We start from the raw sequence: 25,806 nt of genomic DNA, 5'->3' as shown, positions 1-25,806 counted from the left end.
AGTCTTCCTGTCGAGCGATTCTAGCGGCAGCCGCCGGGGCTATGCACGGTGCATGAAGGCGGCAGCGTAAAATGACGCCTTAGCGCGGCGTTTCACCGGTTTCACCGGCTTATCCGTTTCGTCCGCATGGCCTGCCGCCGATCGCGGCCGTTTTTGAAAGACCTGATCCTGCCGATGTTCAATCCGAGCCGCGACGAAGTCCGACGCTTTTTCATCGACACCTGGCGCAAGCAGCGCAAGGGCGAGATTCTCACGCCGCTCGAAGCGATCGCGGCCGACTGGATCGTCGAGCACCCCGAATACCACGCCGAGCTCGCTGACGAGCAAGGGGCGACGACGGCCGAATACTCACCCGAAGACGGCCGCACGAACCCGTTCCTGCACCTGTCGATGCATCTCGCGATCAGCGAACAACTCTCGATCGATCAACCGCCCGGCATCCGCGCGGCACACGAGCGGCTCGCGGCGCGGCTGGGCTCCACGCACGATGCCCAGCACGCGATCATGGAGTGCCTGGGCGAAACGATCTGGGAAGCGCAGCGGACCAACACCCCGCCGGACACCGACGCCTATCTGGCCCGCATCGAGCGCCGCGCCTCACGCGACTGACGCGACGGACGAGCCAGTCCCAGAACGAAACACCCCGCACGAGGCGGGGTGTTCTGTTTGGGAAGGCTTGAAGGCCAACCGTTGCGCAGCGAGGCCTGGCCTCGCTACACGGGAATCACTTCTTCTCGACGAGATCGCCCTTGAGTGACTCGACGTAGGCGCCAATGTCCTTCATGTCCGACGGCGACAGCGACTGCACTTGCGCCTGCATGATCGGGTTGTTGCGACCGAAGCGAGGGTTGGCCGTCCCCATCTGATACTGACGCAGCGCGTAGAAGATGTAATCGGCGTGCTGGCCCGCGAGCTTCGGATACTCGGGGCTCACCGGCTTGTTCAGGTTCGCGCCGTGGCATGCCGCGCAGTTATGGCTTTCGACGAGTTCCTTGCCATTGTCCACGCTGGCCGCCGCAGCCGATTGCGAAGCGACGAACGCACCGAAGACGAGCGCTGCGCCCGCAGCCTTGACGACCGTACGGAGTGCCTGAGCAGGCTTGTTCATGAATTCTCCTATCCCGCGAAACGAGGTGGCTGAAAGCAACCAACGACGACGGTCACTTTTCCTGAAAGCAACCGGCAACGAGCGGTCACTTTTCGGGATTATTTTGGGAAGTCGGCGTTTGCGCCGCGTAATAAGCCGCGATGTCGGCGATGTCCTGATCGGTCAACGTCGTGGCGATCGCATGCATCGTGTCGAAGTGGCGATCGCCCTTCTTGTAGCCGTACAGCGCGTTTTCGAGGTACTTCTGGTTTTGTCCGCCGAGGACGGGCACGCGATAGACCTCGGGGAAGGCCGTCCGATAGCCGGGGATGCCGTGGCAACCGATACACATCGCGACCTTACCCTGGCCCGCCTTCGCGTTGCCGACGACATCGGCCGCCTGCGCGCTCACCGCGAATCCCGCGAGCACGGCGAGCGCTGCGGTCACGACATGTTTGCCGACGAAAGAGTTCATAGCTTGTAACCTGGCTTGAGGGGAAACGAGCGCCCGAAAGACCGCCACGGGCAACGGCGCAACGCCGTTCTAGTTGTCAGAGTTGCCACGAGAGGCCAAAAAAGCGCGGCAATTGTACCGCGCGGCTGCGCCGGGCGTCCACCGGGCCCGGCCCCTGCTTGCGGCCGGCTCCCCGTCTCCTCGGCAGCCGCCCGAGACGCGGACGACAAGCCCCGGACGATACGCTGGACATCGCAAGGCGGCCATGCCTTCTGACTTATACTGGGCTTTTTTTGAGAGAGCCTGCCGCCATGCGTTTCGAAGGTTCGTCGCAATACGTCGCCACCGACGATCTCAAGCTTGCCGTCAATGCCGCCATGACCCTGAAGCGCCCGCTGCTGATCAAGGGCGAACCGGGCACCGGCAAGACCATGCTGGCCGAGCAGGTCGCAGCCTCGCTCGACATGCCGCTTTTTCAATGGCACATCAAGTCAACGACGAAGGCACAGCAGGGCCTGTACGAATACGACGCCGTGTCGCGCCTGCGCGATTCGCAGCTCGGCGACGCGCGCGTGCAGGACATCGCCAACTACATCGTGAAAGGCGTGCTGTGGCAGGCGTTCGAGTCGGACGTCCCGTCGGTGCTGCTCATCGACGAAATCGACAAGGCCGACATCGAGTTTCCGAACGACCTCCTGCGCGAAATCGACCGCATGGAGTTCCATGTCTACGAGACGCGCGAAGTCGTGCGCGCCCGGCACCGTCCGCTCGTCGTGATCACGTCGAACAACGAGAAAGAACTCCCCGACGCGTTCCTGCGCCGGTGCTTCTTCCACTACATCAAATTCCCCGACCCGGCGACGATGCAGCAAATCGTCGACGTGCACTACCCCGACGTCCGCGCCGATCTGCTGCGCGCAGCGCTCGAAAGCTTCTTCGAGCTGCGCAACGTGTCGGGCCTGAAGAAGAAACCGTCGACGTCCGAACTGCTCGACTGGCTCAAGCTGCTGATCGCCGAGGACATTCCGGCCGATGCCCTGCGCTCGCCCGACCAAAAGCAGATCGTGCCGCCGCTCGCGGGTGCGCTGCTGAAGAACGAACAGGACGTGAGCCTGTTCGAGCGGCTCGTCTACATGAATCGCCACAACCGCTGACATCGCGCTCAGCCGCGGCCCCACGGCATCACGGCAGTACCCACCAGGAAGGAAACCCCCTGCATGAATCGATGGATCGAACCTGTCACATTGCAAGGCGAACACGTGGTCCTGGAGCCGCTCGCGCTCGAGCACGAAGCCGGACTCGAGCACGCCGCCGCCGATGGTGAACTGTGGAAGCTGTGGTTCACCAGCGTGCCTGCGCCCGGCCATGCGCGCCGATACATCGAAACCGCCCTGCAGATGCGCAAACAGGAAGGCGCGATGCCGTTCGTCGTGCGCGAAGCCGCCTCGAACGAAATCGTCGGCTCGACGCGCTATTGCGGCGTCGATCCAGCGAATCGCCGGGCCGAGATCGGCTATACGTGGTACGCCAAGCGCGTGCAGCGCTCCGCGGTGAACACCGAGGCCAAGTTGCTGCTCCTGCGCCATGCGTTCGAGTCGCTGAAGACGATCGCCGTCGAATTGCGCACGAATTTCATGAACCACCGCTCGCGTGACGCCATCGCCCGGCTCGGCGCAAAGCAGGATGGCATCCTGCGCAATCACCGGATCGGCCCCGACGGCGTGCTGCGCGATTCGGTCGTGTTCTCCATCATCGAATCGGAGTGGCCGGCCGTGCGCGCGAATCTGCTGCTCAAGCTCGGCCGCCCACTGTGACGCTTGTCACTTTCGCAAGGACGACGGCATGCTGATCGACTTCTTCTACACGTTGCGCGCTGCGCAGCTTCCGGTGTCGGTGAAGGAATACCTGACGCTGATCGAGGCGCTGCGCGAACGCGTGATCGCGCCGTCGCTCGACGAGTTCTACTACCTCGCCCGCCTGACGCTGGTCAAGGACGAGCGCTACTTCGACAAGTTCGACCAGGCGTTCGGCACGTACTTTCGCGGCATCGACAAGCTCACCGAGGCCGCCTTCGACATCCCGCTCGATTGGCTCGAGAAGCGCCTCAAGCGCGATCTGACGCCCGAAGAAAAGGCGCAGATCGAGGCGATGGGCGGCCTCGACAAGCTCATGGAGCGCCTCAAGGAGCTGTTCGAAGAGCAGAAGGAACGCCATCAGGGCGGCAATCGATGGATCGGCACGGGCGGTACGTCGCCGTTCGGCAATGGCGGCTACAACCCTGAAGGCATCCGCATCGGCGGCGAATCGAACGGCAATCGCACGGCCGTCAAGGTGTGGGAAGCGCGCGCCTATCGCGACTACGACGATCAGGTCGAGATCGGCACGCGCAACATCAAGGTCGCGCTGCGCCGCCTGCGGCGCTTCGCCCGCGAAGGCGCGGCCGAAGAACTCGACCTGCCCGATACGATCCGCAGCACGGCCGCCAACGCCGGCTGGCTCGACATCAAGATGGTGCCGGAGCGGCACAACACGGTGAAGGTGCTGATGCTGCTCGACGTCGGCGGCTCGATGGATGACCACATCAAGCGCACCGAAGAGCTGTTCTCGGCCGCCAAAGCCGAGTTCAAGCATCTCGAGTTCTATTACTTCCACAACTGCGTCTACGACTTCCTGTGGAAGAACAACCGCCGCCGCCACGCCGAACGCGTGCCGACCTGGGACGTGCTGCACAAGTTCACGCCCGACTACAAGCTCATTTTCGTCGGCGATGCGACGATGAGCCCTTACGAAGTGCTGCAGCCGGGCGGCTCCGTCGAGTACAACAACCCGGAGGCCGGCGCCGTCTGGCTGCGCCGCCTGGCCGACAAGTTCCCGCACCACGCGTGGCTCAATCCCGAGCCCGAAGGCCTATGGGAATACCGGCAATCCGTCGCGGTCATCCGTCAGTTGCTCGGCACGCGCATGTATCCGCTCACGCTGGCCGGCCTCGAGACAGCCATGCGGGTGCTCAGCAAGTAAGCAGCGCCGCCGTCGGAGCGATCCGTCCCCCCGCTACCCCTTTCCCCCTTTAACCGCCGTTACGCCACGATGAATCCGCCCTCGACACGCGAGCTTCGTTCGCCGCCGCCGATGCGCCACCCGCTGCTGCGCCCCTTTGCCGATACCTCGCTGCACGCGGTCGTCGCGGGCTTCGTCGCGATGATGACCGGCTATACGAGCTCGCTCGTACTGATCTTCCAGGCCGGCCGCGCGGCCCATCTGACCGATGCCCAGATCTCATCGTGGATCTGGGCCATATCGATCGGCATGGCCGTGTCGACGATCACGCTGTCGCTACGCTTTCGCTCGCCGATCGTGGTGGCCTTCTCGACGCCGGGCGCCGCGCTGCTGATCGCCTCGCTGCCGCACGTGCCGTACGCCGAGGCCATCGGCGCATACATCGTCAGCGCGGCGCTCGTGACGGCCATCGGCCTGACAGGCTGGTTCGACGCGCTGATGAAGCGTGTGCCGGCCGGCATCGCCAGCGCGCTGCTCGCGGGCATCCTGTTCGAGATCGGCATCGAAATCTTTCATGCCGCTCAGGTACAAACGATGCTCGTGCTCACGATGTTCTTCGTGTACCTGGGCGTCAAGCGTATGGCGCCACGCTATGCGATCGTGACGACGCTCGTCGTCGGCACGGCCATGGCCGGCGTGCTCGGGCTCATCGACTTGACCCGCTTTCACGTGACGCTCGCCAAGCCCGTCTTCACGATGCCGAGCTTCTCGCTCGCGGCAGCCGTGAGCCTCGGCTTGCCGCTGTTCGTCGTCGCGATGGCCTCGCAGAACATGCCCGGCGTCGCCGTGCTGCGCGCCGACGGCTATACCACGCCGTCCTCGCCGCTGATCGGCACGACCGGCGTGATGTCGCTGCTGCTCGCGCCGTTCGGCTCGCACGGCGTCACGCTCGCAGCGATCACGGCCGCGATCTGCACCGGCCCCGAAGCGCACGAGGATCGGTCGAAACGCTATACGGCCGCGCTGTGGTGTGGCCTGTTCTATCTCGTGGCCGGCATCTTCGGCGCAACGATCGCCGCGCTGTTCGCGGCACTGCCCAAGGCGCTCGTCGTCTCGGTCGCGGCGCTCGCGCTGTTCGGCTCGATTCAGAGCGGGCTCACGAACGCGATGAGCAACGCGCGCGAGCGCGAGGCCGCGCTCGTCACGTTCATGGTCACGGCGTCGGGCCTCACACTGGCCGGCATCGGCTCGGCGTTCTGGGGGCTCGTGGCCGGCGTCGTCACGCAGGTCGTGCTGAACGCCCGGCGCCCATGAAGACGCCCGCCCGGCAGGGCAACGGCAAAAAACACCTCGACGCGTTTTGCATTCGACGCGTTTCGCATCACGGCCATAGAATAGGCGGTGTCGGTCACGGCGCTGCCTGCCGCACGGCGCCGTTCGGCCCCGCTTTTCCGTTTCCTGCTATGGCGCTCAGCGCCCACTATCTGCCATGACCAATGCTCTCGACCAACTGAAGCAGTACACGATCGTCGTCGCGGATACCGGCGACTTCCAGCAACTCGCTCAATACAAGCCACGCGACGCCACGACGAACCCGTCGCTGATCCTGAAGGCCGTGCAGAAAGACGCGTACAAGCCGCTGCTCGAGAAAACCGTGCGCGACCACGCGAGCAAGCCGGCGGCCGCGATCATCGACCATCTGCTGATCGCCTTCGGCAACGAGATCCTGAACATCATCCCGGGCCGCGTATCGACCGAAGTCGATGCGCGCCTCTCGTTCGATACACAACGCTCGATCGACAAGGCACACGAGCTCATCAAGCTGTACGAGGCAGCCGGCATCGACCGCAGCCGAGTGCTGATCAAGCTCGCTTCGACATGGGAAGGCGTGCGCGCGGCGCAAGCGCTGCAAAAGGAAGGCGTGAACTGCAACATGACGCTGCTGTTCGCGCCCGTGCAGGCCGCGGCCTGTGCCGAAGCCGGCGCCAGACTGATCTCGCCGTTCGTCGGCCGCATCTACGACTGGTACAAAAAGCAGGCCGGCGCCGACTGGGATGAGGTGAAGAACGGGGGCGCCAATGATCCGGGCGTGCAATCGGTGCGCCGCATCTATGCCTATTACAAGAAATTCGACTACACCACCGAGGTGATGGGCGCTAGCTTCCGCACGACGAGCCAGATCGTCGAGCTCGCCGGCTGCGATCTGCTCACGATCAGCCCCGAGCTGCTGCAAAAGCTGCACGACAGCACCGAGACGGTCGAACCCAAGCTCTCACCCGAAGCGCTGGCGGGCGAAACGATCGAGCGGCTCGCGATCGACGAAGCGTCGTTCCGCTATCAGCTCAACGACGATGCCATGGCGACCGAGAAGCTCGCCGAAGGCATTCGCGCGTTCGCAGCCGATGCGGTGAAGCTCGAAAAGCTCATCGACGCACTGCGCTGACGCGGCTCGCGAACCGGCCCGCCGCGACTTGAGGTTGGCGGCGTCAACGTCGCGCGCGGGCCGACGATTCGAGTCGCCGCACGGCCGGCGACTCGCGCCGCTCGATGTTCCACTGTGGCTCGATTTCGGCCACCAGCGCGTACAGCCGTGCCACGAGTTCACCGAAATGTTGCGACACCCATTCCGAGCCGCCCATGTCGGGCGTGGCATGCGGCACCGCGTCGACCGGTGCGGCGAGCGGCTGACCTGAGCCGAAGCGCAAGGCGCGCGCCAGCCTCAAGAGCGTCGCGCGCACCTCGCGCTCACCCGCATCCGCTTCGCGCACGGGCCGCACGCCGCCCGCGGCTTCGGCCCGCGCAAGCGCCGCACTCGCCATCATCTCGAGCGCGCTCAGCAGCGACCGGTTCAGCCGGGCAATCGCCTCGAGCTGCTTGACCGACAGATCGACCTCCTTCGACACCGACGCCATCAGCGCGCGCAGCTTGACGAGTCTCTCCCCCATTTTCGCAAATGCCGCGAGCTGCGCCTCGGGATCGATCGGCGCGCCTCTCGCTAGGCGCACATAGGTGTGCGCGTAATCGCGCAGACTGCGCGCGAGCAAATAGCGCCACGAATACGTCGCATACAAGGGCAGCGCGAACGAGAACGCGAGTGCGATGACGATGCCGATCGCGACGTTCAACGCACGCCACAGGCCGCCGTCGATCGAACTGTCGCCGTGGCCGCCGACGATGATCATCGTGATCGCCGTCAGCAGCGCCACGTAACCCGACGCACCGATCGCGTAATAGCCGCAGATGCCCGCGATGATCGACATCAGCACATAGGTGAGCGCAGCCGAGCCGAGCCAGCGCATCTGTACGATCAGCAGCAGCCCCAGCAACGCGCCGAGCAGCGTGCCGATCGCGCGGTCGGTCGCTTTCTTGCGAATGTTGCCGTGATGCTGCAAGCCGCCGATCACGACGAGCACGGTGACCGACGCCCATAGTCCGTGCGGCACGTCGATGCCGGTCGTCACGAGAATCGACACGAGCATCGCGAGCCCTACGCGGATCGCGTGGAGCCGTTGCGCGTTGCGATAGCGGTAGTACGGCGAAACGAGCACGCGCGCGAGCGGTGCCACGAGCAAGCGAAGGCGGGAAGTCAGGGGCGGAGCCATAGCGACTGATTGTCGATCATCTCGGCGGGCGCGTCGATATGGCGTTTTTTTGGGGCGAGATACACGGCGCGGCGGATCCGCCAAATAAAAAAGGCGTTGCCGCGCACTCGCGGGGCAACGCCTTCCTGGGGCAGCTCGAACCGATCAGGTTTCGACGGCGTCGAGATAATCCTCGGGCCGCGTGCTGTCCTCGGAGGCGCTCATGCCGAGCGCACGCACGATCACGCTGACGACGATCGCCACCACGACGTTCACGGCGAGCGACCACAGCGCCGCATAGCCGGGAATCGCGTAGCCGCCCAGGTGCAGCGCGTAGATCGAGCTCTTCAGGTTCTGCGAAGCCGCCATCCAGGTGCCGAAACCAATCCCGACGGCCCAGCCCACGAGCAGACCGCGATAGTCGAGCTTGCGCGTGTACAGGCCCAATACGATCGCGGGCAGCGTCTGGATGATCCAGATGCCGCCGAGCAGCTGCAGCTGAATCGCGTAGGTGAGCGGCAGACCGAGGATGAACGCCACGGCGCCAACCTTCACGATCAGCGACACGAGCTTGGCCACGTTCGTTTCCTGGTCATGCGTCATGTTGCGATTCACGAACTCGCGATGGATGTTGCGCGTGTACAGGTTCGCTGCCGCGATCGACATGATGGCTGCCGGCACCAGCGCGCCGATGCCGATCGCCGCGAACGCGACACCGACGAACCATGACGGGAAGAAGTGCAGGAACAGCGCGGGCACCGCGAAGTTCGGGCCGAACGCCTTGAAGTACGGGGCGAATTCGGGCATGTCCTTCACACCGGAGGCCAGCGCCATGAAGCCCAGCAGCGCGAGCAGGCCGAGCACGAGCGAATACGCGGGCAGCATCGCCATGTTGCGGCGGATCGTATTGCCGGATGACGACGACAGGATGGCCGTGATCGAGTGCGGATACAGGAACAACGCGAGCGCCGAACCCACCGCCAGCGTCGCATAGGCGCTATAGCCGTTCAGGCTCGTGGCATCGGGCGCCTTGAGCAGCAGCTTGGCCGGCGGCACTGCGCTGAAGATGTGGCCGAAGCCGCCCATCTTGGCGGGGATCACGACGATGGCGACGCCGATCGTGATGTAGATCAGCAGGTCCTTGACGATCGCGATCATGGCCGGCGCGCGCAGGCCCGACGTGTACGTGTAGGCCGCGAGGATCGCGAACGCGATGATCAAGGGCAGATCGCCGACGAAGCCGGTCGTGTCGAAGCCGAGGCCGCCGATCACCACTTCGATGCCGACGAGCTGCAGCGCGATGTACGGCATCGTCGCAACGATGCCCGTCACCGCCACTGCGAGCGCAAGCATGCGGCTGCCGTAGCGCGCGCTCACGAAGTCGGCGGAAGTCACGTAGCCATGCCGCTTGGCGACGCTCCACAGCTTCGGGAACACGACGAACGCGAACGGATAGATGAGGATCGTGTAGGGCAAGGCAAAAAAGCCCGTCGCGCCCGCGCCGAACACGAGCGCGGGCACGGCCACGAACGTGTAGGCCGTGTAGAGATCGCCGCCGAGCAGGAACCATGTGACGATCGTGCCGAAGCGGCGGCCGCCGAGGCCCCACTCCTCGAGATGGGCGAGATCGCCGCGGCGCCAGCGCGCTGCGAAGAAGCCGAGGATCGTCACGCCGATGAAGAACAGGATGAAGACAAAGGTTGCCGTGGCGTTCATCGTGCACCTCCCTGGCCCGTGCCCGTCTTCGAACGCGGCTTGGTCTTGAAGTACACGACCGCGGTGATGACCGCGCTCACCAGCACCCACAGCAGCTGATACCAGTAGAAGAACGGAAAGCCCCACAGCTGCGGGTCGATCTTGTTGTACGACGGCACCCAGATCATCGCGATCCAGGGTAGTACCAGCAACCAGAGCCAGCCCTTGGCGGCCCGGTTCGCGTCGGCATCATGCGCCATGACGTCTCCTCTTTACTCTTTTTCGAAACTTCGACCCGTATCGTGACCGGCCTGCTCCGACACAAACCGCGCCGCAGCGAGCTTTCCGGACATTTTCATCAAGCCCCAAAAGAGTATAAGAGTGCGCGAGCGGCGGTCAAGCGGGGCCGACCCAGGGCTCGAGCGTCCCAGCCGCGCGCTCCCTGAAAGCACGACGGGGCGATGCCGCCAAGCGGCACCGCCCCGTATCCCACGCTCGCGTGCGTTGCGTCAGATCGCGAACGTGTCGCCCGACTGGCTCAGCGAGGCGCGCAGGCCCGTCACCCACTTGCGCGCGGGCAGGCCCAGCTTCTCGTCGATCAGCTTCGCGCGCCGTTGCAGCGTCGCGAACGGCACCTCGAGCGCGGGCCCCGAAAACGCCAGTGCGACGCGGTTGCCTTCATGCACTTCGGGCAGCGCGATCACGCGGCCGTCGAATGCCGCCGTCAGGTGCTTCATGTTGCGCACGAAGCTCGGGTGATCGCCGAACAGGTTGATCGTCACGACGCCTGCCCCGGTCAGGCATGCGCGCACGGCGCGATAGAACGCCACCGTGTCGTGCACGGGACCGCGCGCAGTCGCGTCGTAGAGGTCGATCTGCAGCGCGCCGATCGTGCCGTGATTGGCGCGGTCGTGCACGAAGTCCCAGGCATCGGTTTCGTGCACGGTCAGCCGCGCATCGTCGGGCGGCAGCGCGAACATCGTGCGCGCCGCGACGACGACGGCCGGATTCAACTCGACGGCCTCGACATGCGCGCGCGACAGGAAGCGATGCGCGAACTTGGTCAGCGCCGCCGCGCCGAGGCCCAGTTGCACGACGCGCTTGGGTGTCTCGAGAAACAGCAGCCACGCCATCATTTGCTGCGCGTATTCGAGCTCGATGTGGTCGGGCTTCTTGAGGCGCATCGCGCCTTGGACCCATTCGGTCCCGAAGTGCAGATACCGCACGCCGCCCTCTTCCGAGAACGTCACGGGCGCGAAGCGCGGCTTGCGCGGCATCTCGATGCGCGGTGCATCGTCAAGCTCGGCGGCCTGTGCGGCACGCTTGCGCTTGGGCGCGGCACGCTTGGCTTCGGTTGCGAGTTCGGCTTGCGCTTCGGTTTCGGCGCGACGGGAAGACTTCTTGCGGGAGGGAGTGCGGGACTTGCTGAAAGCGCGCGCTTCGGCCGAAGCGCGCTTGATCAAATCGGTCATGGACAGTTATCGCGTGAAATGCTCTAGGGTTGAATGCGCCCGAGAGCATAGCATTGACGACTGCCCAATCAGCGGAACACGCTGACCGCGTCGACAAGCCGCGTGGCCTGTTGCTTGAGGTTCGTGAGCGCAGCCGTGCTCTGCTCGACGAGCGCCGCGTTCTGCTGCGTGATGTTGTCGAGCTCGCTGACCGCGCGGTCCACTTGCACGACGCCGGCACTCTGCTCGGTCGTGGCCGAGCTGATCTCGGCGATGAGATCCGAGACGCGCTTCACTTGCGCGACGATGTCGTCCATCGTGCGCCCCGCGTCGTCGACGAGCTTCGAGCCCGACTCGACCTTTTCGACGCTCGCATCGATGAGACTCTTGATCTCTTTCGCCGCATTGGCGCTGCGCTGCGCGAGGTTGCGCACCTCGCCCGCCACGACCGCGAAGCCGCGCCCTTGATCGCCGGCGCGCGCGGCTTCGACGGCCGCGTTCAGCGCGAGGATGTTGGTCTGGAACGCGATGCCTTCGATCACGCCGATGATGTCGACGACCTTGCGCGAGCTGCCGTTGATTTCGTTCATCGTGTGCACGACTTCCGACACGGCACGCCCACCCTCGACGGCCGCCGCGCTCGCGTGGGTCGAGAGCTGGTTCGCCGCCGATGCCGTTTCGGCGTTGCTCTTGACGGTCGAAGTCATCTGCATCATCGACGAAGCCGTCTGCTGCACGCTCGAGGCTGCCTGCTCGGTGCGGGCGCTGAGGTCCGTATTGCCTTGGGCGAATTCGTTGATCGAGGTCTGCACGTGGCGGATCTGCTCGCTTACGTCGTCGACGAGCCAACGGAACATGAGGCCCAGCTGATTGATCGTGCGCAGCGTCATGCCGATTTCGTCGACGCGATCGACTTCGGCGCTCTGACGGCCCTCGCCCGAGGCGACCTTTAACGCATGCGCGCGCACATGCTCCAGCGGCGCCGCGATCTGCACCTCGAGCCAGAACGACACGAGTGCAGCGGCAACGGCCGCCGCTGCACCGAATCCAGCGAGCGCAAGGCCCGACTGGCCCGAGGCCCAGGCCGCAAGAATCAGCATGGGCACGAGTGCAATGAGGCCGGAGCGGATGCGCCAGCGCACCGACATCACCTTCAGCGCGTGCGTCCAGGCCAGCCAGCCCGAGCGCAAGATCAGCCCTTTGTGAAAGCGCTTCGCACCCGCGCGGCCTTCGCGGAAGTCGCGATACAACGCCTCGGCCGCTGCAATTTCTTCGCGCGAGGCCTTCGTGCGCACCGACATGTAGCCGACCGGCCGGCCGTTGCGTACGACCGGCGTCGCGTTCGCACGCACCCAGTAGTGGTCGCCGTTCTTGCGACGGTTCTTGACGAGTGCTGTCCACGGCTCGCCGCCCTTGAGCGTCGACCACATGTCGGCGAACGCCTCCTTGGGCATGTCCGGATGCCGCACGATGTTGTGCGGCTCGCCCTGCAGCTCCTCGAGCGCAAAGCCGCTGACTTCGACGAACGCCGCATTGGCATACGTGATGTAGCTTTGCGTATCGGTGGTCGACATCAGCGTGTCGTCGTCGGACAGTTCGTATTCTTGGCGGGTGACGGGGCCGTTAGTGCGCATCGATCGAGGCTTCCTGGGAATGAGGTGCTGCCGCGCGGTCATCGGCTTGGCGGCGCATGCGTGTCTTTCGAATGATTAACGGCTCGCGCGCGGCAATTCTTTAGATGAATACGTTCGACTCAGTCGCGCAACCATCGCTCGCACATCACCTCAGTGGTACGCACTAGCGCCCAAACCGCATCACGGTGCCGGTATTGGCCAACACATGCCCCTTTATCGCCGCCTGTAACGCATCGCGTGTCAGCCCAGCCGCGAGGGCATCAGGCTCGAGGTCGAGCGCGTAGATCTGCGCGATATAGTGATGGGCGATCTCGCCGACCGGTGGGCACGGCCCGATGTAAGCCGCCTGCCCCCTGACGTTGAGGCCCAGATGCGCGCCAACCGGGGGTTCGCCGCCCGCTGCAAGCGACGTCGTCGAAGCGGGAATGCCATACATCACCCAATGCACGACGCCCAAGCCTTTCGCACCGTCCGGATCGAAGATCGTAATCGCGAAGCTGCGCGTGCCGGCGGGTGCATTGCGCCATTGCAATGCCGGCGACACATTGCTGCCACCGCAATTGTTCTGGCTCCCCGCATGACTCAGAGCGAGCGTGCCGCCGTCGGGCAGATCCGGTGAAGTCAGTTCGAACGCGTCTGCAGCGTACGCGGCCGTACCCTGCAGCAAGAGTGCGCACAGGCTCGCGCCAAGCACATGCCGGATTGCATTTGCGTTGCTTTTCATCTCGCGCGTCCTTTTCCAAATGGAACAGTGACGCCAGCCTACCACCGGCTACCGCATGTTTGCGCGACGTAGCGTAGTGTCACGGAGTCCATGCCAAGCAGTTTCACCACTCCCTCGTTAGCATCTGGCGATTTCACGAATCTGCGCATACCCGTGTAGCGCGGTGTGTCGGCGAATGACAGACGGGATCGATACTGCAACGGTTTCTGCACGGACGGTCTCGGAGCGAGTCGATTGATAAGGTTATGATCCGGTGATAACATTCATGCAACCGAATGGGCGCGATCCCGGCCTGGATACGCTGCTCTACCTCGATGGGGAAACGCTCGTCCTGGATTCCAGCGGCAAATGTTGGGTGAAGTTTGAGGTGAAACAGTGCGCCATGACAGCGGAGCGTCCTCAGCGGCTTCGGTATTCGCTCACGCTTCATGACGAGTCGGGCTCTCGCCTCTTGGGCTTCGATAATGCGCATCCAATCCGTGAGGGCTCAGGACCGGGGGCGCGTACGCGCATCGAATATGACCACAAACACCGTGGCCCCCAGGTTCGTTTCTATGTCTACGAGGACGCCGCGACATTACTGGCGGACTTCTTGATCGAAGTCGAAGCGATTCTCAAGAGAAGGAGCAGTCAGCATGAGTACAGCCAACGTCTTGAAGGTCGGGATTACATCATTGGAGCAATACAAGGCTCGGACGATGGCAATCGCCCGGGGTGACTATGTGCCCGGCCCCGACGAACCCAAAGTGTGGTTCCAGTCACTCGAAACGCTGGCACAGGTGCTTTCCGACAGAAACCGGTCCCTGCTTGCGCTGATCGCAGAGACAAAGCCAGCGTCACTGAGCGAGTTGGCCGAACGCTCCGGTCGCGCGAAATCCAATCTCTCACGAACGCTTCGGACAATGGAGCGATACGGGCTCGTTCATTTCGAAGAAGGCGAGGGTCGAGAAGTGGCGCCGCGCGTCAACTACTCGGGCGTGGAGTTGGAACTGTCGTTTGCATGATGTCCCTCGGCAACGGTAGAACGTCGGGATACAGACTGTCACGGTCAGTTTTGCCCTGCACCCGGCTCAGACGTCTGCCGCAGCGCCTTGAACCCCGACATAGCGGTAACCGTCACCCGGCTGCCCATTATCCAGTTCACTGAGCGCACCGACCTTCGCCAGCGTATCCACCGTTGCGCGTCGATTCGAAATAAGCGTCCACGCCCCGTTATCTGTACCCGGGCCATTGCCTGCCTGCGTATCGAGCAACGCTGCGAGTAACTGCTCCCGAGGCGGCGAGACGATCAAGAAGCCCTCGTTGGCGACCGAGGCCTTATCGATATGCAATCGCTCACAAAGCGCGCGCCTGTCATTGACCTCATCCTCGGCGGCGCGCCGGCTTTGTTCGATTGATACGCGCGTTGCAGAATCGACCAATACGCCGCCAACGGCAAAAGGCGTCCGGACCTGCCATGCGTCGGATGGACAAAGCTTATGCTCTTGCTGCAGGCGAATAAATGGATTGATCTCCGCCGGATAAACGCGGCAAACGAACGGACGCTCTTCGTAAATGCCGCACCGCATATCGTCGCCCAGGTTGGGACAGGCACCCGCGAATGATGCCGCCAGCGTCACCGCCACTCTGATCGGCAAGGTGCCGCTGCTGGCAGCGAACGTCCTCCTTCGCTTGTATCCGGCAAATGCGTTCGTCGAATCGGGTTCCACTGGCCACGGCGTCGCTTCGCACAACACGTCCACCTGTCCGCCACGCCCCAGCCACTTCCGAGCCTCGGCAAGCGTAACCGGCAGAAGGAGATCGTGGCAGCACCTGCCGCACATCGTGCACTGAAAATTGATGTTGTCCGACAAGTGGGATTCCCTCTGTTTTGGGTCTACTGGGGGCGCGCAAGCTATGCGGCTGCACCCCGGAGACTCGTGCTGATGCGACCCCGCTCCAAGCCTCGAGCGAACGCACCTGTGCAATCGCTGCCATACACAGGGTTATCCGTCTAAATGTCCCGCAGTCTACGCCAGCCGGCCAATTTCTCTTCGTATGAAATGGCTGCGTACGCCGGGCTGCTCGACGGCAAACGAACGAGTTGATATCGTTCCGCCTTCTCACCTAGCACCTTCATTCCGATTTTGGCTGCAGTCCCACCATTGAAGGCTATGGCAACCAGATTCGGCAGGGTTTCGACAAGCGAGATCAGGTCGTTGCTGGCATGGTTACGGATACGACTATCCAAGCTACCGATGCGTTGAGCTTCGGCCACGACATCCCACAATCCGATGCGATGTTCGAGCAACGTATCGAGACGCGCCGGATATTCCATACCGATCAAGTCTCGTTCGATCACGTCCCCCACCAACTGCCAAAATTTGTTTTGCCGATGCGCGTAGTACTGCCCTTGTGCCAGCGAAGCCTCGCCGGGCGAGGCTACCGAGCACGAGCACGCGCGTCTGCGCATCGACGACGGGCGCGAAGGAGCGCTTGAGGGTCACGATGCGGGCCGTTTCGGCGCGCCACCCGAAGTGGACGGCAGAGATGGCGAGGATTGTGCGGGATGCGCATGATGCACCGCTCGCGCCGGACGGCCGCCGCGGTCGTGCGGGACAGGCAGGGCAATCAGCCAAAATCGACTATCAGCTTGGCCGGCGAAACTCGTTTTCCACCCAGCTCGCGGCACTGGCCTTGCTGAGCTTGAAGTTCACCGCCACCTGCACTTGAGCAAGCTGCTCGCCAAAGGCATCGAGAGCAGTCAGCAGCGCGTAAGGCTCGTCCTCGTCGGGAACGATGTCCAGCGTGATCTTCAATTCGCCATCGCCCGTTGCCGCCGCCACCGTCAGGCTCTTATGCAGTTGCGCGCGAAGCTGCTGCTCGTGCCGGCGCAATACCTCCGACGCCGTTTTCACCAGCGTATTGAATGCCGAAGCATCGAGCGGCTTCGGATCCTTCTTGTTGCGGCCCATCGTCCATGGACCGACAAGCGCCGGCTCCGGCTCACCGTCCCTGATCATTTCGACGGCCCACCCATCGTCGTCCTCGTTCTTGATTACACGCGCGGTCCAGCCGCTGTCGCGCCACAAACCGTCCTCGTGCAGCGTTTCAGGGATCTCCCTGTCATGGAGATCGGTGGCGGAGTCGGATGAGGGAAAGGATGTATCGGTCATTGCGGGTTCACTGATTTCGTCCGGTGCATTCGGCACAATGCATGCGATTCTATCCGCCCGGCAAGCGGTAAATGCGGCGCAGTGACGAACGGATAAGGCAATCTCTCAAGGACGCTTCGGACACTGGCGCTGCTGCAGCGTCACCAGTTGTATTTGGCGCTGGCCAGCACGGTTCGCTCGTTGCCGAATGCGCAGACCGCATACGACTGGCAACCGCTGATGTACCGACGGTCGAACAGGTTTGCCACGTTCAGTGAAAAACGCCAATAGCGAGTGGCATAGTGCAGCGCCGCATCGTACAGCGTGTAGCTCGGGATCGTCAGCGAGTTGTCCGGCGCCCCCGCCGACGCGCTCTGATAGCGGATCCCGCCGTCGATGCCGAATCCCGCGAGGGCCCCGGTATGCCATGTCCAATCGGCCCACAGCGACGCCATCTGGCGCGGCCGAGCAATGTCGACAGGCCAGTTGTTCAGCGACGCGCCGTTCGCCTTGATGTTCTTTACGTCTTGATAGACGTACGACGCGATGATCGACATCTCGCGCGTCACGTTTCCGACCGCGCTCAGCTCGATGCCGCGCGAACGCACCTCGCCAGTCTGCACGGAGAACGTGCCGATCGGATCGAGATTCGTCGGCGCCGGTGTCACGACGTTCGTCTGGTTGATCTGGTAGGCGACCGCGCTCAACATCAGGTTCTTGCCGAGCGGCTGCCAGCGCAGGCCTGCCTCGATCTGCCTGCCACGCGTTGGCTGGGGCAATCCGCCACCGAACATCTTCACACCGATGACCGGATCGAATGAGGTCGAATAGCTGACGTACGGCGATAGGCCGTAGTCGCCGCGATACGTGAGGCCGACGCGGCCCGAGAACGCACTGACGTCCTGGTTCGCCTGGGTCCCGGCCTCGCGGTCTTCCTGGCGCAGGTTGACCCAATCCTCGCGGCCACCCAGCGTCAACGTCCAGCGGTCCCATTTGATCTGATCTTGCGCGTAGGTACCGACCGTGTTCATCTCCGTGTACAGATCGGGGTGGCCCAAGGACGTCGGGCCCGAGAAGATCTCGCTCGTGACCGGCGTATAGACCGGATCGTAAAGGTTCAGGTTCGGCGCCAGCGCGAGCCACTCGCTGTCGGTCGTCGTCTGCCGGTTGTACTGCAAGCCGAGCAGCACCGTATGCTCGAGCGGCCCGGTGCCGAAGCGCGCCTGTACGTTGTTGTCGATATCGAAGCGGCTGTAGTTGAGTTGGAACAGTCCTGCGTAACGCCTTATGTCGGTCGTGCTGCCCTTGGCCAGGCCGGCGCCGAAGACCGATGCATCGTCAAGCGACAGGTGCATCCAGCGTACGTCCTGGCGCAACGTCCACGTCGAATCGAGGTTGTGCGAGAACTGGTAGCCGAGCGACCACTGTTTCTTCCGGTAGTCGTTGAATGTCGGGACGCCGGTGTAGACGTCGTGCGTGAGCTGTCCATTAGGGTTCGGCAGTACGGTGCCCTGCGCAGGTAGGAAGTTGTGTGAAAAATCGTTCCAGTCCTGCAGATAGGTCGTCGTGAGGGTCAGCGAGGTATCGGCATCCGGCCGCCAGCGCAGTGAAGGCGCAAGCGCGACGCGCTGGTCCCCATTCGGGCCTGTCTGTGCGTTGCCGTCGCGGGTAACGCCGACGAAGCGGTAGGCATACGTGCCGTCGGAGTCGAGCTTGTCGCCGATATCGAACATCGTCTCCTTACGCGCGTAGTTGCCGATCTGCACCCCAGCCTCGCGCACGCGCTGGCCGTCGGCCTGCTTCGTCTGCACATCGACGATCGCGCCCGGATCACCAGCCCCATACAGCACCGACGTCGGCCCACGTAGCACCGTGACGCTATTGATCGCATACGGGTCAACGCGCCAATCCGCGATGGTCGTCGTATTCGGCGCTTGCAATCCGTCGACGAACAGAGCCGGCTTGAAGCCTCGTAGCATCGCATACAGGTCCGAACGGTTGTCGGATCCATACGAGGCGAAGCCTGGTAGGTAGCGCAGCGCCAGATTGAGGTCGGTGGAGCCCGTCATCTCGATCTGCTGCTCGGTGACGACGTTGATCGTTTGAGGAATCTCGGTGATCGGCGTATCGGTCTTCGTGCCCGTTACGGTGCGCTTACCGACGAGCCCGACTGATGGCGCGTTCGCCACGCCGTTCACCACGATCTCCGGCAGCGCGGCACCCGTCGCTTGCGTATCGTCCGCGGGTTGCGCGGTCTGCGCGTATGCATGGCCAGCGGCCGTGGCACAAAATATCGCGCCAGCAGCGATCGCACGTCCGCCTTTCGTCGCGCCACGCTGCGTGGCTAGGGTCAATTGCACCGAAGGGACGAATACCCTCTCGCTTCGCTGGCTGGAGGGGTCCTGCAATTTCACGAGTTTCAATGCGGGATTCGCTTCTATCGAATGCGTTCATGAACATAGCGGGTGTGGCCTTGTGGAGGCGTGCAGCCGCGGACAGGCGTCGGCGCGACGCCCGATGCAGGGACGGAAGCTATTCCCGCAACCACTGCCGCAAAGCTTCCCATGCGCGCAATTTGTCGGCGTAAGGCACAGCCGCATAGGCAGGGCTGCTCGACGGGAGCCTGATGAGATCGAGCGACAGGCGGGTCTCGGCCAAAGCGTGGATCCCGATCTTGGCCGCCGTGCCGCCGTTGAAGGCAACAGCCGCGAGATCCGGCAACCCAGCCACGAGCGCCGCAAGATCGTTCGGCGCATGATCGCGAATTCGGCTGTCGAGACTGCCCTCGCGTTTCGCCTTCTCGATCACGTCCCATAGCCCCACGCGATGCTCGAGCAGCGCTTGCAGCCGCGCCTCGTATTCCATGCCGGGCAGCGCTTCGCCGATCACATCCCCGATCAAATGCCAGAACCGATTCTGCCGATGCGCGTAGTACTGCCCTTGTGCGAGCGAAGCGTCGCCGGGCAGACTGCCGAGCACGAGCACGCGTGTGCGTGCATCGACAACGGGCGCGAACGAGCGTTTGAGCGTCACGATGCGGGCCGTTTCGGCGCACCGCCCGAAGCGCACGGCAAGGACGACGAAGATGGTGTGGGATGCGCAGGATGGACCGGGCGCGCCGGCCGGCCGCCGCGGTCGTGTGGAATCGGGAGCACAGGCGGACGCGGTGCTCCGCTTCCCTCCTCTCGGCCACCCTCGCGCCGCTGCTCGGCCAGATGCGCCCACAGCGCGGGCAACATGCATTCGGTCACCATCAACGGCGCACCGTGGCGCACGAACACCGAGCGCCGAGCCAGCAACGCATGCGGCACGTTTATGGCGATTTCACGGCGTGCCAGCACGTAAAGCGGATGACGCGCCGTGAGCTGCGCGCTCACGAGAACCGACCGCGTGACGCTGCTGTCGCTATAGAGCAATTCGGCGAGCGGACGCGTGCGTAGCCGCCGCATCGCCTGCCAGGTGTGGCGACTCGCCGCGAGCGGCGTGACGCTGTGCGCGGCGACGTACGGCACGCCATTCACTTCGAGCACGATCTCGCGCACCCATACGGGCGCACGTGGCGCGATGCCGAGCGCCGCCGCTTCGTCGCGCCACGCGAGCGCGACGGCCTCGCGCGTGACGCGCAGGCGCACGAGCCCCAACGAACGCAGGTGCGCGGTCAGCGAGCCGCCGCGCGTGAGCCAGTCTTTCTGATCGAACGAAAACGCAGGATGCGGCGTGGCGCGCCAAGCCGCGCCGGCCGCATCGAAACGCAACAGCGCAGCGTGCATCAGCGCGCGAGCAGCAGCGCGTTGGTGCGCTTGACGAAGGTGGCCGGATCGTCGAGCGCGCCGCCTTCCGCAAGCAGCGCCTGATCGAACAGCAGATGGCACCAGTCGCCGAAATCGCCCCGCTCCGGCGCGAGCGCCTTCACGAGCGCGTGCTCGGGATTGACCTCGAGGATCGGCTTGAACTCGGGCGCCTGTTGGCCGGCCGCCTTCAGCATGCGCTGCAGATTGCCGCTCATGTCGCCTTCGTCGGAGACGAGGCACGACGGCGAATCGGTCAGGCGGAAGGTCAGGCGCACGTCCTTGGCCTTGTCCTTGAGCGCTTCCTTCATCTTCTCGACGAGCGGCTTCAGCGTCTCGCCGATTTCCTCGTGCGCCTTCTTCTCTTCGTCGTTGAACGCGTTCAGGTCGAGGTCGCCACGCGCGACGCTCGCGAGCGGCTTGCCGTCGAACTCGGTGAAGTACGACAGCGCCCATTCGTCGACGCGATCGGTCAGCAGCAGCACTTCGATGCCCTTCTTGCGGAACACCTCGAGATGCGGGCTGTTCTTCGCGGCCTGCCACGTGTCGGCGCTCACGTAGTAGATCTTCGTCTGCTCGGGCTTCATGCGCGCCACGTAATCGGCCAGCGACACGTTCTGTTCGGGCGAGTCGGTATGCGTCGTCGCAAAGCGCAGCAGCTTGGCGATGCGCTCGCGGTTCCCGAAGTCCTCGCCGAGGCCTTCCTTGAGCACCTGGCCGAACTCGTTCCAGAACGTCGCGTACTTGGCCTTGCCTTCGTCGGTCTCCGCGTTCGCGAGATCCTCGAGCATCGACAGCACACGCTTGGTCACGCCCTCGCGGATCGCCTTCACGTCGCGGCTTTCCTGCAGGATTTCGCGCGACACGTTGAGCGGCAGATCGCTCGAATCGACGACGCCCTTGATGAAACGCAGGTATTGAGGCAGCAACTGCTCGGCGTCGTCCATGATGAACACGCGCTTGACGTAGAGCTTCAGGCCGCCCTGACGGTCGCGATTCCACATGTCGAACGGCGCGTGCGACGGCACGTACAGCAGCTGCGTGTACTCGCTGCGGCCTTCGACGCGGTTGTGCGTCCACGCGAGCGGGTCCTGGTGATCGTGAGCGAGGTGCTGATAGAACTGCTTGTACTGCTCGTCGTCGATCTCGCTCTTGGAACGCGTCCACAGCGCGCTCGCCTGATTGACGGTCTCGTCTTCGTCCTTCTCCACCATCTCGCCCTTCTCGGCGTCCCACTCCTCGTGCTTCATGAGGATCGGCAGCGCGACGTGATCCGAGTACTTGCGGATGATCGATTTGATGCGATATGCCGACAGCAGCTCGTCTTCGCCTTCGCGCAGGTGCAGCGTGATCGTGGTGCCGCGTTGCGCGCGTTCGATTTGCTCGACCGAGAAGTCACCCTCGCCCGCGCTGACCCAGCGCACGCCTTCCGCAGCCGGCAGCCCGGCGCGGCGCGACTCGACGGTGATGCGATCGGCGACGATGAAGCCCGAGTAGAAGCCCACGCCGAACTGGCCGATCAGCGCCGCGTCCTTTTGCTGATCGCCCGAGAGCTTGCCGAAGAACTCCTTCGTGCCCGAGCGCGCGATCGTGCCCAGGTGCGAAATAGCCTCGTCGCGGCTCATGCCGATGCCGTTGTCGTCGATCGTCACCGTGCGCGCGTCTTTGTCGAACGACACGCGAATGCGCAGGTCGGGATCGCTCTCGAACAACTCACTCTTTTCGATCGCCTCGAAGCGCAGTTTGTCGGCGGCATCCGATGCGTTCGAGATCAGCTCTCGCAGGAAGATTTCCTTGTTGCTGTACAGCGAGTGAATCATCAATTGCAGAAGCTGCTTGACTTCTGCCTGAAAGCTCATGGTTTGTTGGGCCACGGTCTCGAGTTCCTTTTCGTGAATAGCGATGACGGTAAAGCGCGAGGCGCTGACGCTGATATGCGCCGAACGGGCGCTCAGATGGGGGCGGCAGCCGGCGTTTTCAAGGGCCGCGCGGCGCGATGCGTGTCGAGATACCGGGCCAGAAAGCCCGGCAGGGCCGGATCGCCGCAATTCGCGACATTGAAGCGCATCCAGGTGGTCGGCGATTGCTGCGGCGAAAACAGACTGCCGGGGGCGAGCAAGAAGCCGGCCTCCTGCCCGTAAGCCGCGAGCGCATCGGCGTCCACGCCCGTATCGACCCACAGGAACATGCCGGCGGCCGGCATCGAAAACAGCGTGAAACCGACCGCCTCGAGCATGCGCGCGCATTGGTCGCGCACGCCGTCGAGACGCGAACGCAGACGCTCGATATGGCGCCGATAGTGACCTTCGGTCAGCACCTTGTACAGGACACGCTCGTTGAGCTCGGGCGTCGTCATGCCGATCAGCACCTTCTGGTCGGCGATCGCCTGCGCGAGCGCTGGGCTGCATGCGACGAAGCCCACGCGCAGGTTCGCCGTCAGCGTTTTGGAGAAGCTGCCCAGGTAGATCACGCGCTTGAGCTGATCGAGGCTCGCCAGGCGCGTGACCGGATAGCTGGGCGGGCACAGGTCGCCGTAGATGTCGTCCTCGACGACGATGAAGTCGTACTCTTCAGCCAGACGCAGGATGCGGAACGCCTGCGCCGGAGACAGCGACGTGCCGGTCGGATTCTGCAGCACCGAGTTGATGACGAGCATGCGCGGCCGCCAGGTCTTCACGAGCGTCTCGAGCGCGTCGATGTCGGGGCCGGCCGGCGTGTAGGGCATGCCGACGAGCCGGGCGCCCTGCGCCGCGAAACGGCCGAACATCTGAAACCAGGCCGGATCGCCGACGATGACGGTATCGCCCGGCTGCACGTAGAGGCGCGCGATGAGGTCGATCGCCTGCGTGATACCGGACACCAGCACGAGCTGCTCGGGCGCGACACCGATCTCGAACTCCTGCAGGCGCGTCTGCAGTTGCTGGCGCAGCGGCAGGAAGCCCTGCGCGGTGCCGCAGCCGAGCCATTGCGCCCCGCTTTGCCGGCCCAGCGTGCGCAGCGCGCCGGCCACGAGTTCGCCGTCGAGCCAGCGCGCCGGCAGATAGCCGAGCCCCGGCCCCTTCTCGGGGCTGCCCGTGTGCAGCGTGTTACGCAGCAGCCAGGTGACGTCGATGGCGGCCGGCATGCCCGCCGGCCCCGACGCGCGACGGGCCGGGTGCTCGGCAGCGGCGCCGGCGCGCTCGCGCACGTAAAAGCCGGAGCCGCGCCGCGAATCGAGGAAGCCCTGCGCCACGAGCCGTTCATAAGCCTCGACGACAGTGAAGCGCGACACGCCTTTGTCCTCGGCCAGCTTGCGGATCGAGGGCATGCGCATGCCGGGGCGGAATACGCGCTCTTCGATGCGGCGCCGTGCCCACTGTACGAGTTGTTCGACGAGCGTAAGCGACGATGCGCCGTGCGGTGCAGGGATCAAATCGAGCGGAACGGACATGGAGACCCACCGAACTGTACCGAAAAGTATCGCAGCGATTGTACCGTTACTGTGCAGGTCACGCCGATTAAAGTGAATGCGACAATCCGTTCCCGTCGACTCATTGAGCCCTTTTCCCGTATGAAGAACGTTCCCGTGCTCGAACTCGATCATCTCGTCGTCGCGGCTCGCACGCTCGACGAAGGCTCGCGCTTCGTCGCCGACACGCTCGGTGTCGAACCCGTTGCCGGCGGCGCACATGCCGCGATGGGCACGCACAACCGCCTGCTGGGCCTGTGGGGCGGCGCCTACCTCGAAATCATCGCGATCGACCCGCAGGCCGAAGACAGCGCCGGGCAAGACCCGAGCCAACGCCGGCCGCGCTGGTTCGCGCTCGACGAGCCGGCCATGCAGGCACGCCTCGCGCACGGACCGTTTCTCGCGCACTGGGCCGTGCGCGTGCCGCGCCCCAAGGATCTCGCGCGCTGGCAGTCGCAATACCCGCAACGCATTGCGCCCGTGATCCCGATGGCGCGCGGCGAGCTGACCTGGCGCATCACGGTACCGGGCGACGGTGCGTTCCCGAGCTGGCAAGGCGCGGGAGACGGCGTCGTGCCGACGCTGATTCAGTGGGACACACCGCAGCACCCGAGCGAGCGCCTGCCACAGACGGGCCTCGCGATCAAAGCACTGAAGGCCCGCCACCCGCGTGCGACCGCCGTGCGCGAGCAACTCGACTGGCTCGGTTGCGCGCATCTGATCGAGCTCGACGAAAACGACGCGCAAGCGCCCGCACTCGTCGCGCAAATCGAAACGCCGGCCGGCGTGCGCGAGCTGCGCTGACGCCCCCTTTCTTCCCGCCCCACCGCAAGGAACTCGTCCGTCATGAAGTCGCGCGAATCGCAAGGCATGCTGCTCGGTCTCGTCGGCGTGATCATCTTTAGCCTCACGTTGCCGATGACGCGCATCGTCGTGCAAGAGTTTCACCCGCTGTTGAACGGCCTCGGCCGCGCGCTGGTCGCCGCCGTGCCGGCCGGCGCGCTGCTGGCGTGGCGTCGTGAAGCGTGGCCCACGCGCGCGCAGCTCAAGAGTCTTGCGGTCGTCGCGCTCGGGGTGATCGTGGCGTTCCCGGTATTCTCGGCTTGGGCGATGAAAACGGTGCCCGCGTCGCACGGCGCGCTCGTGAACGGCCTGCAGTCGCTGTTCGTCGCGGTCTATGCGGCCTGGCTCTCGCATGAACGGCCGTCGCCGGCGTTCTGGGCCTGCGCGGCGCTCGGCAGCGCGCTCGTCGTCGGCTATGCGCTGCACGCAGGCGGCGGCTCGCTGCAGCCGGGCGATGCGCTGATGCTCGGGGCCGTGGCCATCGGCGCGCTCGGCTATGCCGAAGGCGCGCGGCTGGCCCGGCAGATTGGCGGCTGGCAGGTGATCTGCTGGGCGCTCGTCGTGGCCGCGCCGTTTCTGGTGCTGCCGGTCGGCTGGCTCGGCTGGCAGCACCATCTGCAGCACCCTGGCCCTGTCGCACTCAAGACCTGGCTCGCGTTCGGTTATGTGACACTGTTTTCGCAGCTCATCGGCTTCTTTGCCTGGTACGCAGGCCTGGCGATGGGCGGCACGGCCCGCGTGGGCCAAGTGCAGTTGTTGCAGATTTTCTTCACGATCGCCTTCTCCGCCGTGTTTTTCGGCGAAGCCGTCGCGCCGTCCACTTGGCTGTTCGCGGCCGCCGTCATCGCCACCGTCATCGCCGGACGCAAGGCTTCTGTAAGATCCGGTGCAGCACCGATGCCCGCAGCGTGGCGACTAGAGCGATAATCACAGCTTCGCCCTGCCAATGGGCCTTGCCGTTTGGCCTTTC

At 64.3% G+C, this 25,806-nt stretch carries 25 protein-coding genes and 1 pseudogene; 10 read left to right on the top strand and 16 right to left on the bottom strand.

All coding sequences use genetic code 11. The annotated features are described in order from the left end of the window. Positions 1 to 174 precede the first annotated feature (174 nt). On the top strand, positions 175 to 609 hold the full coding sequence (locus D7S89_RS21520; protein ID WP_121280930.1) for a DUF1841 family protein: 435 nt from the start codon (positions 175 to 177) through the stop codon (positions 607 to 609). A gap of 115 nt (positions 610 to 724) precedes the next feature. On the opposite strand, the gene D7S89_RS21515 is transcribed toward D7S89_RS21520, so the two are convergent. Both D7S89_RS21515 and D7S89_RS21510 read right to left on the bottom strand, forming a co-directional pair. Continuing rightward, complete coding sequence (locus tag D7S89_RS21515) at positions 725 to 1,108, bottom strand: c-type cytochrome (protein WP_121280883.1); 384 nt, start codon at positions 1,106 to 1,108, stop codon at positions 725 to 727. 85 nt (positions 1,109 to 1,193) lie between these two features. Next, positions 1,194 to 1,562 carry a c-type cytochrome gene (locus D7S89_RS21510; RefSeq protein WP_121280882.1) on the bottom strand — a complete coding sequence of 123 codons (369 nt, stop codon included), beginning with the start codon at positions 1,560 to 1,562 and terminating at the stop codon, positions 1,194 to 1,196. A 290-nt stretch (positions 1,563 to 1,852) separates the two neighbouring features. Here D7S89_RS21510 and D7S89_RS21505 point away from each other — a divergent pair, with 290 nt between their 5' ends. From D7S89_RS21505 to tal, 5 genes are all read left to right on the top strand, one after another. Beyond that, complete coding sequence (locus tag D7S89_RS21505; protein WP_121280881.1) at positions 1,853 to 2,695, top strand: AAA family ATPase; 843 nt, start codon at positions 1,853 to 1,855, stop codon at positions 2,693 to 2,695. Positions 2,696 to 2,758: 63 nt separating this feature from the next. Continuing rightward, positions 2,759 to 3,355: a GNAT family N-acetyltransferase gene (locus D7S89_RS21500; RefSeq protein WP_121280880.1), complete on the top strand. Its 597-nt coding sequence runs from the start codon at positions 2,759 to 2,761 to the stop codon at positions 3,353 to 3,355. Between the two features lie 28 nt (positions 3,356 to 3,383). Next, on the top strand, positions 3,384 to 4,559 hold the full coding sequence (locus D7S89_RS21495) for a vWA domain-containing protein (RefSeq protein ID WP_121280879.1): 1,176 nt from the start codon (positions 3,384 to 3,386) through the stop codon (positions 4,557 to 4,559). Positions 4,560 to 4,628: 69 nt separating this feature from the next. Then, a complete protein-coding gene (locus tag D7S89_RS21490) occupies positions 4,629 to 5,852 on the top strand; it encodes a benzoate/H(+) symporter BenE family transporter (protein ID WP_121280878.1) in 1,224 nt (407 codons plus the stop codon). 175 nt (positions 5,853 to 6,027) lie between these two features. Next, positions 6,028 to 6,981 (top strand): transaldolase, encoded by a 954-nt coding sequence (gene tal / locus D7S89_RS21485; RefSeq protein WP_121280877.1) that lies wholly within the window; start codon positions 6,028 to 6,030, stop codon positions 6,979 to 6,981. 43 nt (positions 6,982 to 7,024) lie between these two features. Here the strand turns inward: tal and D7S89_RS21480 are convergent, their stop codons facing one another. The 6 genes from D7S89_RS21480 to D7S89_RS21455 all read right to left on the bottom strand — a co-directional run bounded on the left by D7S89_RS21480 (position 7,025) and on the right by D7S89_RS21455 (position 13,623). After that, entirely contained in the window at positions 7,025 to 8,140 is a 1,116-nt protein-coding gene (locus tag D7S89_RS21480) for an FUSC family protein (RefSeq protein WP_121280876.1), read from the bottom strand. A gap of 144 nt (positions 8,141 to 8,284) precedes the next feature. Continuing rightward, positions 8,285 to 9,835 carry a monocarboxylate uptake permease MctP gene (gene mctP, locus D7S89_RS21475; RefSeq protein WP_121280875.1) on the bottom strand — a complete coding sequence of 517 codons (1,551 nt, stop codon included), beginning with the start codon at positions 9,833 to 9,835 and terminating at the stop codon, positions 8,285 to 8,287. Continuing rightward, entirely contained in the window at positions 9,832 to 10,074 is a 243-nt protein-coding gene (locus tag D7S89_RS21470; protein WP_121280874.1) for a DUF3311 domain-containing protein, read from the bottom strand. The genes mctP and D7S89_RS21470 overlap by 4 nt, the downstream gene beginning before the upstream one ends. A gap of 249 nt (positions 10,075 to 10,323) precedes the next feature. After that, positions 10,324 to 11,286 carry a class I SAM-dependent methyltransferase gene (locus D7S89_RS21465; RefSeq protein ID WP_121280873.1) on the bottom strand — a complete coding sequence of 321 codons (963 nt, stop codon included), beginning with the start codon at positions 11,284 to 11,286 and terminating at the stop codon, positions 10,324 to 10,326. Between the two features lie 68 nt (positions 11,287 to 11,354). Continuing rightward, the gene (locus D7S89_RS21460; protein ID WP_121280929.1) at positions 11,355 to 12,899 is read right to left on the bottom strand and encodes a methyl-accepting chemotaxis protein; all 1,545 of its coding nucleotides are present in this window, start codon (positions 12,897 to 12,899) and stop codon (positions 11,355 to 11,357) included. A gap of 163 nt (positions 12,900 to 13,062) precedes the next feature. Next, positions 13,063 to 13,623: a YbhB/YbcL family Raf kinase inhibitor-like protein gene (locus D7S89_RS21455; RefSeq protein ID WP_121280872.1), complete on the bottom strand. Its 561-nt coding sequence runs from the start codon at positions 13,621 to 13,623 to the stop codon at positions 13,063 to 13,065. Between the two features lie 265 nt (positions 13,624 to 13,888). Between D7S89_RS21455 and D7S89_RS28385 the strand changes: the two genes are divergently transcribed. Beyond that, positions 13,889 to 14,341 (top strand): toxin-antitoxin system TumE family protein, encoded by a 453-nt coding sequence (locus D7S89_RS28385; protein ID WP_220702190.1) that lies wholly within the window; start codon positions 13,889 to 13,891, stop codon positions 14,339 to 14,341. Continuing rightward, positions 14,259 to 14,627, top strand: a complete 369-nt coding sequence (locus D7S89_RS21445; protein ID WP_121280871.1) for an HVO_A0114 family putative DNA-binding protein — start codon at positions 14,259 to 14,261, stop codon at positions 14,625 to 14,627. Before D7S89_RS28385 ends, D7S89_RS21445 begins: the two co-directional genes overlap by 83 nt. Before the next feature lie 66 nt (positions 14,628 to 14,693). On the opposite strand, the gene D7S89_RS21440 is transcribed toward D7S89_RS21445, so the two are convergent. The 8 genes and pseudogenes from D7S89_RS21440 to D7S89_RS21405 all read right to left on the bottom strand — a co-directional run bounded on the left by D7S89_RS21440 (position 14,694) and on the right by D7S89_RS21405 (position 23,975). Further along, entirely contained in the window at positions 14,694 to 15,476 is a 783-nt protein-coding gene (locus D7S89_RS21440) for a YkgJ family cysteine cluster protein (protein WP_245983115.1), read from the bottom strand. 140 nt (positions 15,477 to 15,616) lie between these two features. Continuing rightward, a pseudogene (locus D7S89_RS21435) lies at positions 15,617 to 16,109 on the bottom strand (DNA-deoxyinosine glycosylase). Positions 16,110 to 16,250: 141 nt separating this feature from the next. Next, positions 16,251 to 16,778: a hypothetical protein gene (locus D7S89_RS21430; protein ID WP_121280869.1), complete on the bottom strand. Its 528-nt coding sequence runs from the start codon at positions 16,776 to 16,778 to the stop codon at positions 16,251 to 16,253. 140 nt (positions 16,779 to 16,918) lie between these two features. Beyond that, on the bottom strand, positions 16,919 to 19,117 hold the full coding sequence (locus D7S89_RS21425; protein WP_484419720.1) for a TonB-dependent siderophore receptor: 2,199 nt from the start codon (positions 19,115 to 19,117) through the stop codon (positions 16,919 to 16,921). A gap of 172 nt (positions 19,118 to 19,289) precedes the next feature. Continuing rightward, positions 19,290 to 19,790 carry a DNA-deoxyinosine glycosylase gene (locus D7S89_RS21420; RefSeq protein ID WP_121280927.1) on the bottom strand — a complete coding sequence of 167 codons (501 nt, stop codon included), beginning with the start codon at positions 19,788 to 19,790 and terminating at the stop codon, positions 19,290 to 19,292. Further along, positions 19,787 to 20,527 (bottom strand): chorismate--pyruvate lyase family protein, encoded by a 741-nt coding sequence (locus D7S89_RS21415; protein ID WP_121280868.1) that lies wholly within the window; start codon positions 20,525 to 20,527, stop codon positions 19,787 to 19,789. Before D7S89_RS21415 ends, D7S89_RS21420 begins: the two co-directional genes overlap by 4 nt. After that, on the bottom strand, positions 20,527 to 22,419 hold the full coding sequence (htpG, locus tag D7S89_RS21410) for a molecular chaperone HtpG (RefSeq protein ID WP_121280867.1): 1,893 nt from the start codon (positions 22,417 to 22,419) through the stop codon (positions 20,527 to 20,529). The genes D7S89_RS21415 and htpG overlap by 1 nt, the downstream gene beginning before the upstream one ends. A gap of 77 nt (positions 22,420 to 22,496) precedes the next feature. Further along, a complete protein-coding gene (locus D7S89_RS21405) occupies positions 22,497 to 23,975 on the bottom strand; it encodes an aminotransferase-like domain-containing protein (protein ID WP_121280866.1) in 1,479 nt (492 codons plus the stop codon). Between the two features lie 120 nt (positions 23,976 to 24,095). On the opposite strand from D7S89_RS21405, the gene D7S89_RS21400 reads away from it, so the two are divergent. Then, positions 24,096 to 24,797 carry a VOC family protein gene (locus D7S89_RS21400; RefSeq protein WP_121280865.1) on the top strand — a complete coding sequence of 234 codons (702 nt, stop codon included), beginning with the start codon at positions 24,096 to 24,098 and terminating at the stop codon, positions 24,795 to 24,797. Positions 24,798 to 24,839: 42 nt separating this feature from the next. Next, positions 24,840 to 25,763: a DMT family transporter gene (locus tag D7S89_RS21395; RefSeq protein WP_121280864.1), complete on the top strand. Its 924-nt coding sequence runs from the start codon at positions 24,840 to 24,842 to the stop codon at positions 25,761 to 25,763. Positions 25,764 to 25,806 lie beyond the last annotated feature (43 nt).

The sequence above is a fragment of the Trinickia fusca genome (assembly GCF_003628145.1).
GTDB classification, from domain to species: Bacteria; Pseudomonadota; Gammaproteobacteria; order Burkholderiales; family Burkholderiaceae; genus Trinickia; species Trinickia fusca.
This window is presented reverse-complemented; position numbering and strand designations above follow the sequence as displayed.